The sequence below is a fragment of the Streptomyces sp. NPDC101234 genome, from assembly GCF_044767525.1.
In the GTDB taxonomy this organism is placed as follows: domain Bacteria; phylum Actinomycetota; class Actinomycetes; order Streptomycetales; family Streptomycetaceae; genus Streptomyces; species Streptomyces sasae.
The window spans coordinates 38,389-52,248 of record NZ_JBIWOA010000045.1 but is presented as its reverse complement, the minus strand read 5'-3'; the positions used below and the strand labels follow the sequence as shown (position 1 = coordinate 52,248).

Below are 13,860 nucleotides of genomic sequence, written 5' to 3'. Positions count from 1 at the left end.
GCCCACCGACCGGGCCGCCGTTGACGAACTCCCACCAATGGGACAGGGGGTACGAGGGCGCTCCGTCCGGCATCCACGTGCCGCACAACAAACCCGCAGGCCGTTGAACTACCGCTGTCCAAGCGCAGTTCAACAAGCTCATGGGCGCGATCCGGGTCCTGCCCGAGGAATCCAACACCGACGTCAAGATGCGCTTCTTGCGACATCGTTACCGTCGCCCTCAGCTGGTTTGGTTACGAGAGGGACTCAGCGATAACCCGTCACGCACAGCAGCCAGATGTTGCTGTCAGGTCACTGCTGTCGATCATGGCTGGTTCACTCTCCCGTCCCCTGCGTCGGCAGCAAAACCTGCGGCGCCGAGAGTCGAACTGGCGTACGTTTAATTCCTGTTGGGAGATCTTGGCAGGGACCTGCTCGTCGGCTCCTGTCTCACGGAAGGATCACATGCGCAGTCTCAGACACACGCTCGCAATCTTGCTGACCGCGATGGCCTTAGCGCTGCTGGGGACCTCAGCCGCGCAGGCGGCGCCTCACGCCGACGCGATGACGGTCGACGCCTACGTAACGGACGCTCCGACGCAGTCCCCTGGCACCATCTTCAAACGGCTGAAGGCCGGTGAAACTCCCGAGGCTGCGGGGTTGACGCAGCGGCACAGGGCGATCAAGAGCGACACCGTCCGCAGGATCGGTCCGGCGTCCCTGCGAGGGGATGTGCCCAATGCCAGTGCAGGGACAGCCGGGAAGTCCGGCGCCCGGTTGAGCCCCACCGTGACGGACGCGCCGAAGAGGACGATGACGCTCGCGGAATGCAAGGAACATACCGCCGCTGACGCAAGCATGTGGATCGCGTCCCGCTTCGCGATGTGCGAGTCGAAGTGGTTTTCTGCCAACTGGCACCAAAACGGGAAAGTTGTTGGCTTCTCGCAGATGACGGTCAGCGCCATCGCGACGGTGTCGGCCAACTCGCGGGACATCAAGTTCGACTACTACTTCTCGGACTTCTACGCAACGGGCGTCAACGCGATCGACGAAACGCTCGTGGGCACCTCGGTGAACCACCCCACGGTTCCCGACGGTGTGACGCTGGGGCAGGGGGGCCTCAACCCGACTCCGACGACGGTGGCCGATCTCAAGGCGAACCCGCATTTTATGATATCGACCAACGCCGCGCCCGGGCAGGGCCTCGCCCCCGACGATGGCATATGGGCGGTCTGGAACATGAGGTTCGTACCCGAGTGGCCGCCGGGCTGGGTCGAGACCAACCCGCTGGCTGAGTGGAAATTCTCCTCGTTCGGGCTGCGCTGGGACAATTCCCCCTACCTTCCCAACTACAAGCCCACGGACTTGCTGCACAGCGGGGGCGCCGAATTGAGCTACGACGTCTCCCCGTTGCGCTACAGCACCGCCAGTACTGCCCCGGAACGCGCGGTAGCCTCCCACATCAACACGGCTTTCACGCAGCCGCAGAACACCCTGCCGGCCAATCCCTCGAAGCACGTGGCAGGCCAGAGCGCCAGCGACCCGCTGCACCGACTACAGAAAAGCATCAACCAGACGAACCTGAACAGATACAACGCAAACCGGCGTGAGGCCGTGAAGGTATGCACACTCGCAACCCCCTTCTACGCGTCGAAAGGGCTGGAGTGCGACGAGTACCCGTTCGCCTCAACCTATGAAGGATCGGCCCAGTCCATCTATGAGCCAACCAAGCCCAAAAACAACTTCTCGGCGCTGGCCATCGACGGCACCGAAAACGGCGCAGGCGGCAGCCAGCTTGCGTCCTACTACGCAGACAACCGGATCATCGACGGACCCAACGACGAGTTCTATGTGGTGATCATCCCCTGATAGCTATCGTCTGTTCCCGGCCTGCGACGGCCGGGAACAGACCGGCCTCGCTAGAACTCCCATTCAAGAATTCCGTCAGCGGTGAACACCGCAGCACACCCGTTGCGGGTCATGTGAGGATCATCCTCATATTCGGCGCCTTGAACTGACCCGGTCTCCAGCGCGCTCGCTACATCGGCCCACATTTCGGTCACACTGTGCCAGGTGGGCGCGCCAAAGAAGCCGTCGGCCTTGCTCCAGGTCAGGACACTCCCACGGAGCTCACCGGGCCTGTTGTCCACCACCAGCAGGTCTCCCGTCGTGTCGTCCCCGATAGGTACCAGGAGCGGATGAAATTCCCGACAAGACTCTCCGGCAATATCTACGGCATCCTCTCTGCTGGCCGGGGCTGCTGAGACGGCACGCTTGCGCTGCCACAGCATCTGCATCCGATGGATGCCGACAGGGATGTACAAGGGTGGCAGCAAAACGCCTGTGACTGGATTCGGCTCCGCCCCGTCGAAAAGCAACAGCTGATCCCTGACCGCATCGGGGAACGTCTGCCCCATCACGGACTGAGCCTCAGATATGTCGCCCATGGCCGCCGGTGCCCGGACAGTACGTGCTGTCGAGGGAGCATGCGCGTCCAGAGCCGTTCGCACACGTGCCCAGGCATCGGTGAGTGTCGTCGTCATGGTGTCATCCTGCTACCTGGCGATGATCGTGTACGCCATTCTCAGCACCTGACATGGTGCGAAGTGGCCACGTGTCGTCACTTCGACTGAGTCGTTCAATGCATAACGGGTTCGACGAGCCATGGTGGGGGGCACCCGACCCCAGGCATCCTGCGCTCCTACGAGGATGTATGCAACAAACGCCCCACGACCCCTCCACCGCCGAGCGTAGCTTCGACGTCGGCGATCGGCCCCACCGAATTGGCCATCGGTGGCGCCGACAGATGTTCGATGACGGTCTGCAGTGGCCCCTCCTGGTGGCCGTGCCCGCAGGTGGGTGTCAGTGGGGCCGCTTCGGAACGTCACCCGGTGATCTGCAACTGCCCGGGGCCAAGTGGCCAATATCGCGGGGCCGCTGAACGACGTCACAGCCAGCCGAGCGAACGGACCGAGCCACGAAGCCAGTCGGACGAGCTACAGCAACGGCCCCAACTCATCATCACGGACATGTAGCCTTAGAATCGTTGCAGTTCAGGGCCGGTTCACGAGCTCCCGCGGTCGGTAATATCGAGTACAAGCGCGGTACGGATGCCGGCGTCATCAACCAGGGCCTGTTCTACCTGGCGTGGCTGATGGACCACCGGGCCGAGTTCGAGCACCTGGTCCGCGACCGGCTCGGGGTGACGGCCGCGTCCCAGGTCCTGTGGAGCGGCCCGCGGCTGATCTGCATCGCCGGCGACTTCACCCGTTACGACGTGCATGCCGTGCGCGAGCACCGGAGGTCGATCGACCTGGTCCGCTACCGGCTCTTCGGCGACGACCTGCTCGGGCTTGAGACCGTGGCCTCCGTGAGCGGCGGCATGCCGGTGGCCCGCCGGGCAGGGCGCCAGGCGGTTGCCTGGGCGGCGGCCGATGTGGAGGGCGCGGCGATGGCGGAGTTGGCGGGTGCGGTCGACGAGGTTCTGCTCGGGCTCGGGGACGGCGTGAACCGGGTCGACCACAAGACCTACCGGGCGTACCAGCGGCTGCGGAACTTCGCCTGCCTGTGCCCGCCGCAGCGCAGCAAGCTGCTGGTCTACCTGAAGGTCGACCCGAAGGGCGTCGACCTGGTTCCGGGCTTTACCCGGGATGTGTCGGGTCTCGGGCACCACGGGACAGGTGATCTGGAGGTGCAGCTCCGTACGGTGCGGGACGTGGAGCGGGCGCAGGAGTTGTTCCGGGCGAGCTACGCGGCGGCGTGATCGGCTGCCGCTGTCTGTCTCCTGGCGGGCTGCGCTTCGTGCTGTGTCTGCGGTCGTGGGCGGTGCCTTTCGACGGGCGGGCAGGGCATGGCGGTGGACTGTCTATGGTGCGCGGGATCGCCGGTTTGGCCAACCGGCGATCCCGCGCTATGTTGCCCCGCCCTCGTGCGTCGTCGGTGGTCAGCGTGACCGGCTGGCCGCTGCACCGGCCGTGACGGGCGCAGTGGCTGGCGGGCTGGTGGTGAGGCTGGTCTTTCGTGCGCGGCCTGCGGGCTGGGCGTGGCGGGTGCCGGTGTCGTGGGCGAGCGTCTCGGCGAGGTCGGCCAGCAGTGAGCTGGGGGTGTACGGGGAGGCCGTGACGGTCCAGGTGGGGTGGTCGGTGCTGGGGCCGGACCAGAGGGTCCAGGTGGTGAGGTTGCTGTTCGGCTGGTGGGCGGCGAATGCGTCGAACCGGATGCCTGCGTCTCGGGAGGGGTTTGTCCACCGGATCCAGCGTCCGTCGACGGTGTGCTCCCAGCCGGCGTGGATGAGGAGGTGGCCGTGGCGGATGTCGTCGTGGATCTTCTGCGCCTGGTTGGAGACCTCGCGGATCTCGCTGCGGGTGCACCACGGCATCGGGTAGTCGGCTCAGGTCCATTCCTCGTTCATGGTCTCCTGGTGCCGAGGGGTGATCTCCACCGCGATGCCCTCGGCGCGCAGATGCTCGGCTGCATCCATGGCCCAGTGGGGCTCCTCGTGATCTATGCGGGCCAGGACCAGGACGTTGGTGGCGGCGACGCTCCACTCGGCAGCCTCCAGGGTCACGAGGGCGACGTGAGCCTGGCTGCCGGTCAAGACGGCCTGCACAGCGCTCGGGTGAGTGGGGTGGATATCGAGGCGGACGTGGGCGTCGATGGCGGGAGTCATGTGCGGGCCTCGTCTGTTCTGCCGGTGGCCGGGCCTTCGGGTCCGGCCACCGGAGTATGCGGGGGCTATCGGGCTGCTCGCACGGGGCGGGTGGCGTGCACGGCTGTGGTGGTGGGTGGGCCGGCGCGGGTGGTGGGCGTCGGTCGCGGTCGTGGCGGTGGGGCCGTTGTGGTGGCGTGCTGCCAGCGGGTGCGGACGGCGCTGATGTCGGCGAGGGCGCGTCGGGCGCCGACGACAAGCTGGAAGGGGGTGTTCGCCGGGTCGCCGGCGTACGCCGAGATGCGCCAGCCGGTGTGCTCGGCGGTGGTCAGGAGGGAACGCTGCAGGGCGCGCTCGCCCCAGTGCTCCACGGATGCCGCCGGTTCGGCCAGCATCCGCAGCACCTCACCAGGATCGCTTCCGTCGTCGAGGAGGCCGCGCTGCTGGGCTTCCCACAGGACGGTGACGGGGTCGACGGGCTCCTGTCGGCGGGCCAGGGAGGTCAGGCACTGCCACAGGCCGGCGTGCAGCGGCACGACGAGGTCGCCGGGGAGCAGCCACGGGACGGCGTCGATGCCGGCCGGGTAGGCGGTGGCGGTCGCGAGCAGCAGCCGTTCCTCCTCGATGGCCTCCGTGTAGTCGGGTGCAGCGGGTGGCGGCGGGGCCGCGGTGCGGGGCAGGACTCCTGCGCGTGGTGGGAAGCGGGCTGCGATGTCGTCCACGAGCGTGGCGAGCGCGTCGGTCTCGGTGAGTACCGTCTGGACGGGGTGGGGGAGGGAGGCGTCGTGGACGGTGTGCACGAGGTATTCCGCGGCTGTCTCAAGGCGGCGGCGAGCGTGTTCGGCCTCGACCATCCGGGCATAGGCGGGGGCGTGGCGGGGCCAGGGGCAGACCTGGACGAGGGCGTGCAGGTCGGAGGCGGTCAGCCCGCGCGCCTGCTGGCGTGCCGCGGTGAGTACGAGGTTGAGCCAGGTGGCGTTCTTCGCGTGCTCGGCCGGGTCGGGCGGCGGCAGGGTGCTGATCGCGGCGAACACAGCCGTGTGCGCTGCGGTGGAGAACGAGTCGGCGGTGATGCCGGTCAGGTCACCGAGGAGGCGGGGATCGAGGAGGAGGGCTCCGAGGAGGGCCTGCTCGACGTGGAACACCGGCTGCGGCGGCGCGCTGGCGTAGACGGTGTGGTCGTCTTCGGGTTCGGGGGTGTGGGGCATCAGGCGGTGAGGGTGAAGTCGTCGGGGTCGAGGTGGACGCCGAGGTGCGGGGCGAGGAGATGGCCGGCGAGCAGCGGCGGGACGGCGTTGCCGATCTGCGAGAACTGCTGGCCCTTGTTCCCGGCCCAGGGGTAGTCGGCGGGGAAGGTCTGCAGGAGTCCGGCTTCTTGGGCGGTGATCCGGATCGGCTCGGGAACGGCCGGCGCATCGGCTTCTGTGGTCGGCGGTGAGGCGGGTTCGGCGACCCAGGTGCACTCGTTTGCTCGGTGTCCGAAGAACAGGGTGCCGGCCGGTTCCTGGATGGACCGGACGGTGGCGTTGGTCTGGTTGTTGCTGCGCAGGGACCATGACCAGTGGTGGGCCTCGGTGGTGAACATTGGCGCCTGAGTGTCGGCGGCACCGTTCTTCTGTGTGCTGTGCCTGGCCGCCCGGCCGGTGCCTTCACGACGGGACTGCAGGACCGTCCTGTCCGGCCGGGGTGTCCACGTGCCGCGCTCCCGGGCGTCGGACAGCGTCTTGCGGGAGCCCGAAGGGAAGGGTTCGGGTCCGCCGCCGGGTCCGCCGCCCGCGCACACGGTGGGTACGGGCCGGTCGGTCGCCCCCCACCCCAGGGCCTGGGCCATGCTGACCCAGCGGGCGCGGCCCGGACCGAACAACGAGTCCGGCTCAGCGAGTTGGGCGTGCGTGGGCGTGGGCGGGTGCGCGGTCCGGACCCGGGAGGCCAGGAGGATGGCCCGCTTCCTGGTCTGCGGGACGCCGAAGTCGGCGGCGTTGAGGACCCCGCACCAGACCGAGAACCCCCACCCGCGCAGCACGGCCGCGTACTGCTTCCACAGCGGCAGGACGTCCGGCACCTCCTCCATCGCGACCCAGTCGGGCTCGCCCACCGAGTTCAACGCGTGCAGGTAGCGCATCGGTTCGGCGGCGAGCAGGGAGCGCTCGTCACGGCACGCGGCAAGGAGGCGCTCGCGGGTGTCGCGACCGGAGGCCAGGTCCTCGACCGCCGCGTGCACCAGCGGCTGGTCGAGCAGGCCCAGGCGCTTGCCGGCCATGCTCCACGCCTGGCACGGCGGGGAGGCAATCACACCGTGGGTGCGGCCGACGAACGGCCAGGTCGGATACCGGGCCACGTCGGTCCGGACCGTCAACTGCCCCGCCGCAGAACGGGTCTTGCACGCCCACGGGTCCCATTCCAGCCCGACGTCGCGGACGCCCAGGACGTGCAGTGCTCTGCTCCAGCCGCCCGGCCCCGCGAAGAGGTCGAGTATCACGTGGCCAGCCCGAAGCCGTCCTGCGTCAGTGCGTCGGCCTCGCCCCGGCAGGCCCAGGGCGAGCAGCCGTCCTCGACGCCGTTCTCCAGGAGGTCGGCCTCGTCCATGCTGATCTGCTGGGCGGCTCGCTCGGCTGCGGTGACGTGGTCGATCGGTGCCTGGCTCAGCGGGACGCGGGAGCGGTGAAGGAACGCCTCGCCCAGGAGCCGGCTGCCCGACGCGTTGGCACGGGCATTGCCCTGCCGGATCGCTTCGTCGAATTCGACGACGTCCGCCCACTCGGACGGAGAGGTGTCCCTGCTATGCCGCCACTGGGCATTTCGGTGAAATGGGCAAGTTATTGAGAATTGAGACAGGGCTGTGACCTTTCGATTGGGGGCGATGGACCTTGGTGATGGGCGATGAGAGCAGCAGGAGGGACGCGCCTCAGGTGCAGGCAAGGGACGTCTCCTGCGCCTTCAGTTCAGGCAGCCGGGTCGGTAGCGTGTGGTCGTGACGGAGCACTCATACGACGTGGCTGACATCGAGGTTTTGGAGTTCGACGCCGCAGTGCGCAGGCGGATGGGCATGTACTTCGGGGTCGGGCGGGGAGATTCGAGGCTGTCGGTCCACGTGCTGTGCGCCGTGGCGCGCCACGCGCTTCATCCGGCAACAAGGGTTGCTGCGGAGCACACTCTGCGCGCTGTCGTTGAGATCACTGGTGATCTCAGCTTCACCATCGTCATGGACCAGCCTCATGCTTGGGACGGCTCGGATGCCCCCGCCCTGGGTTACTTCGACTCTCTCCTGGGTTCTGAGTGGTGGCTGTTGGCGGCCGCGGCGGCGCTGTCTGAACGGGTCACGATCGAGATGTGGTCTGCAGGACGTGGCTTTGGCCAGGACCTCGTCGGTATTCGCCCACTCTCTGGTCCCAGGGAATTCGATTCGCCGAAAGGCAGCGGCACGAAGGTGGCCTTCGTCTTCGACCCGACGCATGTCGGTCCGGACTTTGTCCTCCCCACGGATCTCAAGAACCTTGACCTGCATGGCCCGCACTGCTCAGCGCCTACCGGCTCCGGACATGTGCTGATCCGGGATCTCCGCCACGGTTCGGCTGGGCAGGAAGTAATGCACCGCTAGCTGCGCTTTCGGCTGGGCGGCGTTATCCGTTGGATTGCTTTCTCTCCATCGTCCCGCACCTGTCTTTTGGTACTTCTGTGGCCACCACGCCAGAGCTCATGCGTCGGCCGGCAGTGCCCATGAGCTGGGTGAGCGGGATGAAAGCGGCGTCGGTCCCCAGTTCCGTGGGCGTGGGGCCAGCCGGGGTTGGAATGTCGGCGAGCCGTTGCGCGAGGGCCGTGACGGCGTCGGCGAACTGGCGGGCCAGGTGCTCGGGGCCGTGCCGGCTGACGGGCTCCCAGTACGTCATGACGACGGTCGGCCGCAGACGGGCGGCATGCTCGGCCGCGCGGAGGGTGCGGTCGAGGATCTGCCCGCGGCTCAGGGCGTGGCGGTAGGCCGTTTGGATGACGGGTCCGTCGAGGTGGGCGTCGTGGTGGGCAAGCCCGACTTCGAACAGGTCGGCACCCGCGTCGACGATCTGGACGAGGTGGCGCCGCTCGGCGGTGGGCGGGTGCAGGCCGGCGGGAACGAACACGCCCAGCGCGCAACGGGGTTGGGTGAGGAGGGTGCGCAGGGAATCGGAGGCGGTCAGGGAGATGGTGCCTTTCCCGGCGGTGAGACGGTGCCGGGGTCAGCGGTGCCGTCCCACTGGTGGAGTCGGGGTGGTCGCGAGGGCGGCGGTACTGAGGCTGCGACTGCGGTGCGGGACGGGCCGGTTGCTGAAGGCGGGTGCTACGCGGTCCAGGGCCCGGGCGATCTGCCCGGCCTGTTCGTGGGCGTCCTGGAGCTGCGTGGCGATGTCGGCGGGGAGCCGGTCCCATTGGGCTCGGTACTGGTAGCGCTGGATGATCTCGGCGGCGTTGCGCAGCTGTTCGGCGACCTGCCGCAGCACTGCGGTCTCCTGCTCGGGGGCAGTAGTGGTGTGCGTGGCCTGCTGGAGCGCGTCCAAGGCGGCGGGCAGCGGCTCGTCGTCTGCGGGAAGGCCGTAGAGGGTGGCGTGCAGGGCCTGGGCGTAGACCGTCACCGGCCCGCCCCGGCCGCGGTCGCGGTACTCGGCGGGGGCTTGTCGGCGGGCGTTGAAGCTGACGGTCACGTCGCGGGGAGCGGCACCGGGGTGGAGCTGGTCGGCGAGGGCGCGGGCGAGATCATGTGCGGTCGGATTGCTGGGGGACGTGGCAACTCCCATCGGGGTCGCGGCGATCACCGTTGTGAAGGTGGTCAGCGAGTGCGGCGACGGGCCGGCGGCGCGGGCAGTGGGCCGGTGGCGGCAGCGAGTTGGCGGCCCGCTGGAGGGATGTCGGCGGGTGTGGGGATGCCGAGGCCGACGCGGGCGCTGAGACCGTGGGCGTATGCGTGCGTCTCGGCGGCCGTGACAGCGCCGAGCAGTCCGCGCTCGTCCAGGCCGTCCCGCGGGCGGTACGACGAGCCGTCTGCCGTGGGAGTGAAGCCGTGCTGCTCCAGGAGGGAACGGGCGGCGGTGGTCTTGGCGGTCACGGCGACGCTGCCGTCACGGAACTGGAAGTGCAGGTCCGGATCGTCTGCCGGAGGGCCGGGGCTCCAGCGGGTCGTCCAGGAGAGGTCGATGAGGTCGTGGGTGTGGGCCAGGAGCCCGTACATGGCGATTCCGGCGCGCTCGTGCGCGTCCCGCGTGGTGCCAGGCGGCAGGAGGTAGAGCTTGCGACCGTGGTGTTCGTGGGCGAGGAAGCCGGCCTCGGTCAGCAGCCGGTCGGCGTCGCGGATGGGGCGGTTGAGGACGACGAAGGTGTGCCCGTCGTCGGTGGACCCGATGAACACATCGGGGATGTCCAGAAGTGACACGGCGATCCAAGGGGGCGGTGGTCGGCCGGTGCGGGCCGTCTACGGGAGACGGCCTCGGGCACCGCAGGCCGGAGCGGACTGGCGGGACCGCTGGTCGGGCGGCGGCAGAGGTGCGTGACGTGGGGAGGGGTAGGTGGATCAACGGGTTGCTGCGCGTGCCACGGTCGGGCGGCTCGCGGGCCGTGCGACGGTGGGCACGGTGGGCCGGGGAAGGCCGAAGGTGGCAGCCAGGCCGCGGGATCCGTCGGTGGTGAGGTGGACCCGCTCGTCGTGGTGCTGCCGTGGGCATGGCTCGCGGGTCACCAGGCCCCGGGATTCCAGGGAGCGGATGGTGCTGATGGAGACGCGGACGCCGTCGCTGCGGATGATCGGCCTGTCATCGGTGATCGTCACCGCGCCGAGCGCGACGGCACGCAGAGCGACGCCCTGAGCGGTCGACAGGGCAGGCGGCTGGTGCAGCGGGCGGGCGCCCCGGCGGCGCCGTTCGGCGACGAACAGCTCGGCGGTGGCCAGCGCGTCCGTGGTGCCCAGGGCGGTCAGGTCCCGCACGAGGGTGAGGCGGCTGCGGGCCTCATCCAGGGCTTGCCGGGAGGTCAGGAGCAGACCGTCGTCGTGGACGGGGATCCCGGCGCGGGTCACTTCGAGGATGTCCGCGGCATTCAGGAGATGGTCGGCCGCGGTGACGGTCAGCTGGGCGAGCTGCTTGACCCGCGCGTACACGGCGTGGATCGCGGGACTGTGGTACATCGGCTGCTCGTTGAGGACGTCCACGATGTGCAGCGCCGAGTCGCTCAGGTGCTGGGTGAGGGAGGTCTGGTGGTTGAGGGCGGTGGCGGGGCCGCCGGCGGTCAGCCGGATCTCGGCCAAGGCGTCGTTGTGCCGGGTGAAGTCCGCGGCGAGAGCGAGGAGGTGCTCGGCGGGGACGGTCGGGTTGGTCATCGGGGGTGGAGGGTTCCGTTCAGCGACGGGGCACGGCACGGTCGAGCTGGGCGGCGGCATGGTGCACGTGCGGGTTCACGACGGCTCCGCGGACGGGCGTGATGACCGCGGAGTCCAAGTCCTGCACGAGGTGGGGGACATCGCGGAAGGCGCGCTCGACCGGGGCAGTCGTCGAGAGATGGGCGAAGAACTGGGCGACCAGCCGTTCCGGGGTGTCCTGGGTGAAGGAGGCGTCCCAGTGGGTGCCGAAGCCGTCGTACACGTGGTGCCGGAAGCGCCACGGGGTCTCCTGCGCCGGGGCGTGCTGCAGGCGGCAGTGACCGTCGGGCGAGGTGAAGGTGCCGCTGCCTTCATGGCGCCAGTGGTTCAGTTCGGCGATCTCGGCGAGCGTGCTGGTCGTGAGCGGGATCCGGTCGGAGTGGCGGAAGTCGCCGGCCAGCTGGGGCAGCGCCTGGGTTACGGCAGCGATGGCCTCGATCGGGGTCTGCCGCGTGAACCGGGCCTCCCAGAACGGATCATGGTGAGCGACCGACCACCACTGCCCCTGTGTGTGGCGAGAGTTGAAGGTCACGAACAGGCTGCTGTCGGGGGTGTTGACGGTGATACGGCCGGTTGCACGGTCGTGTTCGTTCGGCCAGCCGAAGAGGTGGATCAGCGGGCCGATCGCGTCGGCGAGCCGGTCGATTCCGGCGCCCGCGAGATGGCGCGGTGAGACCAGGACGCGGGCGTGGGGCGCGAAGCGCGTCACCGGCGTGCGCCCTGGATTGTGGGAGGTGCGGCGGCGGCCCGTGCGGGCTGAGCCGTCGTGGCTGCGGGGCGCGGACTGCTCAGAGCCTGGCGTCCTAGCTTGGTGACGGTGATCTTCTGTCCGCGCGACAGGCGGGTGCTCATGTCCCGGCCGACGAGTCCGCGCTTGTTCAGGGCCCCGAAGGTGGCCATCGAGATGCGGGTCCCGTCCCCGGTGGCGACACGGGTCGCGCCCGGCCCCCACTGCGCACTCTCATACAGATGTCCGCCGCCGAGGGCGAGGGCCTTGAGGGCGTCGTACTGGGTGCGGGTCAGTGCGGGGGCGGAAGCTGCCTGCGGGGAGACCGTTTCCTCGCGTGCGGCGTCAAGGTCGCGGGTGATGCCGGTGGCGACGTAGTGGCATCCGGTCGCGCTCAGGTTCAGTTGGTGGGCGGCGTCGGCGAGGTGCTCAGTCATCTTCGGGATGGCCGCGGTTTGGCGAGCGGCGCGCGTGGAGGCATCGTCCGCGGGATAGCCGGGGAACGGCGCACCGTCGTAAGCGTTGACCGACAGCGCGCTGGCGAGGTCGTTGCCGGCCAAGGTGGAGGCGACTGCGACCGAGGACAGGCACTCCAGGCTGGAGCGGCTCCCGCCGACGCTGGTGTAAGCGCTGGATTCGAGCGTGCCCAGGTGGACGAGGACGGTGGCCGTCAGGTCCTGGGCCTTGAGCAGGAGCGGGCTGATCTGGCGCAGTGCGTCGGTGCCGGGGGTATAGGAGAGGTCCCGTACGCGAGCGTGCAGAGCCTCGAACTCACGTGCCAACGTGCGCAGTTGTTGTACCTGTTCTGCCAAGTCGAGCAGAGGCATGGGGTGGTGTGACTCCGGGGGATCGGTCAGCGGGTCCGGGCGGCTGACTCCGCGATGGCGGGAGCGGGCGCGGGTGTCGTGCCGGGGGCCTGGCGCTGTGCGGGCTGCTGATGGCGGCGGCCAGGGCGGTGGTGCCGGCCGCGGTGAGACGTACGCGGTCTTGGAGCGGTCCACCGATGTAGGCGGAGGGCGCGGACTTCGGCACGCGTTCGGCCAGGCCGTCCGCTTCCAGCGACCGCAGCGTGCCGATCAGCACGCGCTCGTCCCGGTAGTGGACGTACTGCCGGCCCAGGGAACTGATGGCCACGACGTTCCCGCAGCCGATCTCCCACAAGGCGGTGCGGTGGGTGGAGGTCAGCCGGTGGTGCGGAACGTTGCCGGTACTGCCGCGTCGGTGCCGTATCTCGTAGGCGAGGGTGCCGGCGCACCCCATGGCGGCCTCGGGTGCCAGGGCGGTCAGCGTGCGGGCCGTGTGGGGCCCGTGGTCCGCGGATGCGCTGCTCAGGAAGGCGAGCTGCTGGAGGCGGACCACCGCGTCCGACAATTCGTGGCTGTGGAAGAGGCGTTCGTCGGCGACCGCTTTGATCGCGATGTGGGTCGCGGCGGCGAGTTGCTCTGCGGAGCCGGCGTGGGCGTCGGGCTCCGACGCTGGCCCGGCCCGCAGAAGCCGGTCGAGCATGTCGTTGTGCTGCACGTACTGGTCCGCGAGCAGCAGCAGCCGCTCGATGGGCGTCGGCGGGGCGGCCACGTCGAACAGGAGGCCCTCGGCCGGTGGTGTCGTCATACGCGGCGCCGGGTGGCGGGGACCGGTGACGTGGCGGGGGCCTGCTGTGGGCTGTGCCGGCGGGCGTCGGCGATGAGCTGCCGGTCCTCGGCGCGCTCCGAGAACGAGGCGAGGCGGCGGGAGAGGTGCCGAGCCACGGCACGGTAGGTGGTGGCCGCTCGCTGCATCTCGTCACCTGCGCGGCGGAGTTGGTCACGGCTGGTCGCGGGGGTGGAGTCGGCGTCCTGGGACAGCAGGATCTCGGTGCGGTGGTGGATGGCGAGGTTGCACAGCGTGGCGGCCAGGGAGATCTGAGCGCAGGCGCCGGCCAGGTGCGCCAGGTTGTCGGCGCCGCCCTCCATCGCGGGGTACTGGCTGACCGACAGGTCGTGGAGCTGGCGTGTGCACTGCATCGCCAGCTCGTGCACCTGCAGGCTCAGAGGCGTGATCTCTCGGACGGGCTTGGCGATCTCGCCCTCCCGGATCCGTGTTGCCTGCGCGGACAACTCCTGCAGGGCGGGGGCCACTTCGCCGAGAAGG

The 13,860-nt window shown here is 69.2% G+C and carries 16 protein-coding genes; 3 read left to right on the top strand and 13 right to left on the bottom strand.

What is annotated here, in order from left to right; genetic code table 11:
• The first annotated feature begins 474 nt into the window (after positions 1-474).
• Positions 475-1,848 (top strand): NucA/NucB deoxyribonuclease domain-containing protein, encoded by a 1,374-nt coding sequence (locus ACIRR9_RS48060; RefSeq protein WP_403765901.1) that lies wholly within the window; start codon positions 475-477, stop codon positions 1,846-1,848.
• Between the two features lie 50 nt (positions 1,849-1,898).
• Here ACIRR9_RS48060 and ACIRR9_RS48055 read toward each other — a convergent pair whose 3' ends face one another.
• The gene (locus tag ACIRR9_RS48055) at positions 1,899-2,522 is read right to left on the bottom strand and encodes an SMI1/KNR4 family protein (RefSeq protein WP_403765898.1); all 624 of its coding nucleotides are present in this window, start codon (positions 2,520-2,522) and stop codon (positions 1,899-1,901) included.
• A 503-nt stretch (positions 2,523-3,025) separates the two neighbouring features.
• Between ACIRR9_RS48055 and ACIRR9_RS48050 the strand changes: the two genes are divergently transcribed.
• The gene (locus ACIRR9_RS48050; RefSeq protein ID WP_403765895.1) at positions 3,026-3,742 is read left to right on the top strand and encodes a hypothetical protein; all 717 of its coding nucleotides are present in this window, start codon (positions 3,026-3,028) and stop codon (positions 3,740-3,742) included.
• Positions 3,743-3,922: 180 nt separating this feature from the next.
• On the opposite strand, the gene ACIRR9_RS48045 is transcribed toward ACIRR9_RS48050, so the two are convergent.
• From ACIRR9_RS48045 to ACIRR9_RS48030, 4 genes are all read right to left on the bottom strand, one after another.
• Positions 3,923-4,357: a DUF317 domain-containing protein gene (locus ACIRR9_RS48045; protein WP_403765892.1), complete on the bottom strand. Its 435-nt coding sequence runs from the start codon at positions 4,355-4,357 to the stop codon at positions 3,923-3,925.
• Positions 4,358-4,369: 12 nt separating this feature from the next.
• On the bottom strand, positions 4,370-4,648 hold the full coding sequence (locus ACIRR9_RS48040) for a hypothetical protein (protein ID WP_403765889.1): 279 nt from the start codon (positions 4,646-4,648) through the stop codon (positions 4,370-4,372).
• Positions 4,649-4,713: 65 nt separating this feature from the next.
• Positions 4,714-5,835, bottom strand: coding sequence for a DnaB-like helicase N-terminal domain-containing protein (locus tag ACIRR9_RS48035; RefSeq protein ID WP_403765886.1), 1,122 nt, complete (start codon positions 5,833-5,835; stop codon positions 4,714-4,716).
• The gene (locus ACIRR9_RS48030; protein WP_403765883.1) at positions 5,835-7,106 is read right to left on the bottom strand and encodes a DNA cytosine methyltransferase; all 1,272 of its coding nucleotides are present in this window, start codon (positions 7,104-7,106) and stop codon (positions 5,835-5,837) included. Before ACIRR9_RS48030 ends, ACIRR9_RS48035 begins: the two co-directional genes overlap by 1 nt.
• A 492-nt stretch (positions 7,107-7,598) precedes the next feature.
• Here ACIRR9_RS48030 and ACIRR9_RS48025 point away from each other — a divergent pair, with 492 nt between their 5' ends.
• On the top strand, positions 7,599-8,225 hold the full coding sequence (locus ACIRR9_RS48025) for a hypothetical protein (RefSeq protein ID WP_403765880.1): 627 nt from the start codon (positions 7,599-7,601) through the stop codon (positions 8,223-8,225).
• A gap of 22 nt (positions 8,226-8,247) precedes the next feature.
• Here the strand turns inward: ACIRR9_RS48025 and ACIRR9_RS48020 are convergent, their stop codons facing one another.
• The 8 genes from ACIRR9_RS48020 to ACIRR9_RS47985 form a co-directional block, all read right to left on the bottom strand.
• A complete protein-coding gene (locus ACIRR9_RS48020) occupies positions 8,248-8,781 on the bottom strand; it encodes a tryptophan synthase subunit alpha (protein WP_403766020.1) in 534 nt (177 codons plus the stop codon).
• Positions 8,782-8,838: 57 nt separating this feature from the next.
• The gene (locus ACIRR9_RS48015) at positions 8,839-9,411 is read right to left on the bottom strand and encodes a hypothetical protein (RefSeq protein ID WP_403765877.1); all 573 of its coding nucleotides are present in this window, start codon (positions 9,409-9,411) and stop codon (positions 8,839-8,841) included.
• 14 nt (positions 9,412-9,425) lie between these two features.
• Complete coding sequence (locus tag ACIRR9_RS48010; protein ID WP_403765874.1) at positions 9,426-10,025, bottom strand: hypothetical protein; 600 nt, start codon at positions 10,023-10,025, stop codon at positions 9,426-9,428.
• A 138-nt stretch (positions 10,026-10,163) separates the two neighbouring features.
• A complete protein-coding gene (locus ACIRR9_RS48005) occupies positions 10,164-10,964 on the bottom strand; it encodes a hypothetical protein (protein WP_403765872.1) in 801 nt (266 codons plus the stop codon).
• Positions 10,965-10,983: 19 nt separating this feature from the next.
• Positions 10,984-11,712, bottom strand: a complete 729-nt coding sequence (locus ACIRR9_RS48000) for a DUF317 domain-containing protein (RefSeq protein WP_403765869.1) — start codon at positions 11,710-11,712, stop codon at positions 10,984-10,986.
• Complete coding sequence (locus ACIRR9_RS47995) at positions 11,709-12,557, bottom strand: hypothetical protein (protein WP_403765866.1); 849 nt, start codon at positions 12,555-12,557, stop codon at positions 11,709-11,711. Before ACIRR9_RS47995 ends, ACIRR9_RS48000 begins: the two co-directional genes overlap by 4 nt.
• Positions 12,502-13,341 carry a hypothetical protein gene (locus ACIRR9_RS47990; RefSeq protein WP_403765863.1) on the bottom strand — a complete coding sequence of 280 codons (840 nt, stop codon included), beginning with the start codon at positions 13,339-13,341 and terminating at the stop codon, positions 12,502-12,504. Before ACIRR9_RS47990 ends, ACIRR9_RS47995 begins: the two co-directional genes overlap by 56 nt.
• Positions 13,338-13,847 carry a hypothetical protein gene (locus ACIRR9_RS47985; RefSeq protein ID WP_403765860.1) on the bottom strand — a complete coding sequence of 170 codons (510 nt, stop codon included), beginning with the start codon at positions 13,845-13,847 and terminating at the stop codon, positions 13,338-13,340. Before ACIRR9_RS47985 ends, ACIRR9_RS47990 begins: the two co-directional genes overlap by 4 nt.
• Positions 13,848-13,860 lie beyond the last annotated feature (13 nt).

What these genes read in the sequence shown, in the direction of transcription:
- ACIRR9_RS47990 (WP_403765863.1), bottom strand. Translation starts at nt 13,341, where the DNA reads ATGACGACACCACCGGCCGAGGGCCTCCTGTTCGACGTGGCCGCCCCG.
- ACIRR9_RS48035 (WP_403765886.1), bottom strand. Translation starts at nt 5,835, where the DNA reads ATGCCCCACACCCCCGAACCCGAAGACGACCACACCGTCTACGCCAGC.
- ACIRR9_RS48055 (WP_403765898.1), bottom strand. Translation starts at nt 2,522, where the DNA reads ATGACGACGACACTCACCGATGCCTGGGCACGTGTGCGAACGGCTCTG.
- ACIRR9_RS48005 (WP_403765872.1), bottom strand. Translation starts at nt 10,964, where the DNA reads ATGACCAACCCGACCGTCCCCGCCGAGCACCTCCTCGCTCTCGCCGCG.
- ACIRR9_RS47995 (WP_403765866.1), bottom strand. Translation starts at nt 12,557, where the DNA reads ATGCCTCTGCTCGACTTGGCAGAACAGGTACAACAACTGCGCACGTTG.
- ACIRR9_RS48040 (WP_403765889.1), bottom strand. Translation starts at nt 4,648, where the DNA reads ATGACTCCCGCCATCGACGCCCACGTCCGCCTCGATATCCACCCCACT.
- ACIRR9_RS48045 (WP_403765892.1), bottom strand. Translation starts at nt 4,357, where the DNA reads ATGCCGTGGTGCACCCGCAGCGAGATCCGCGAGGTCTCCAACCAGGCG.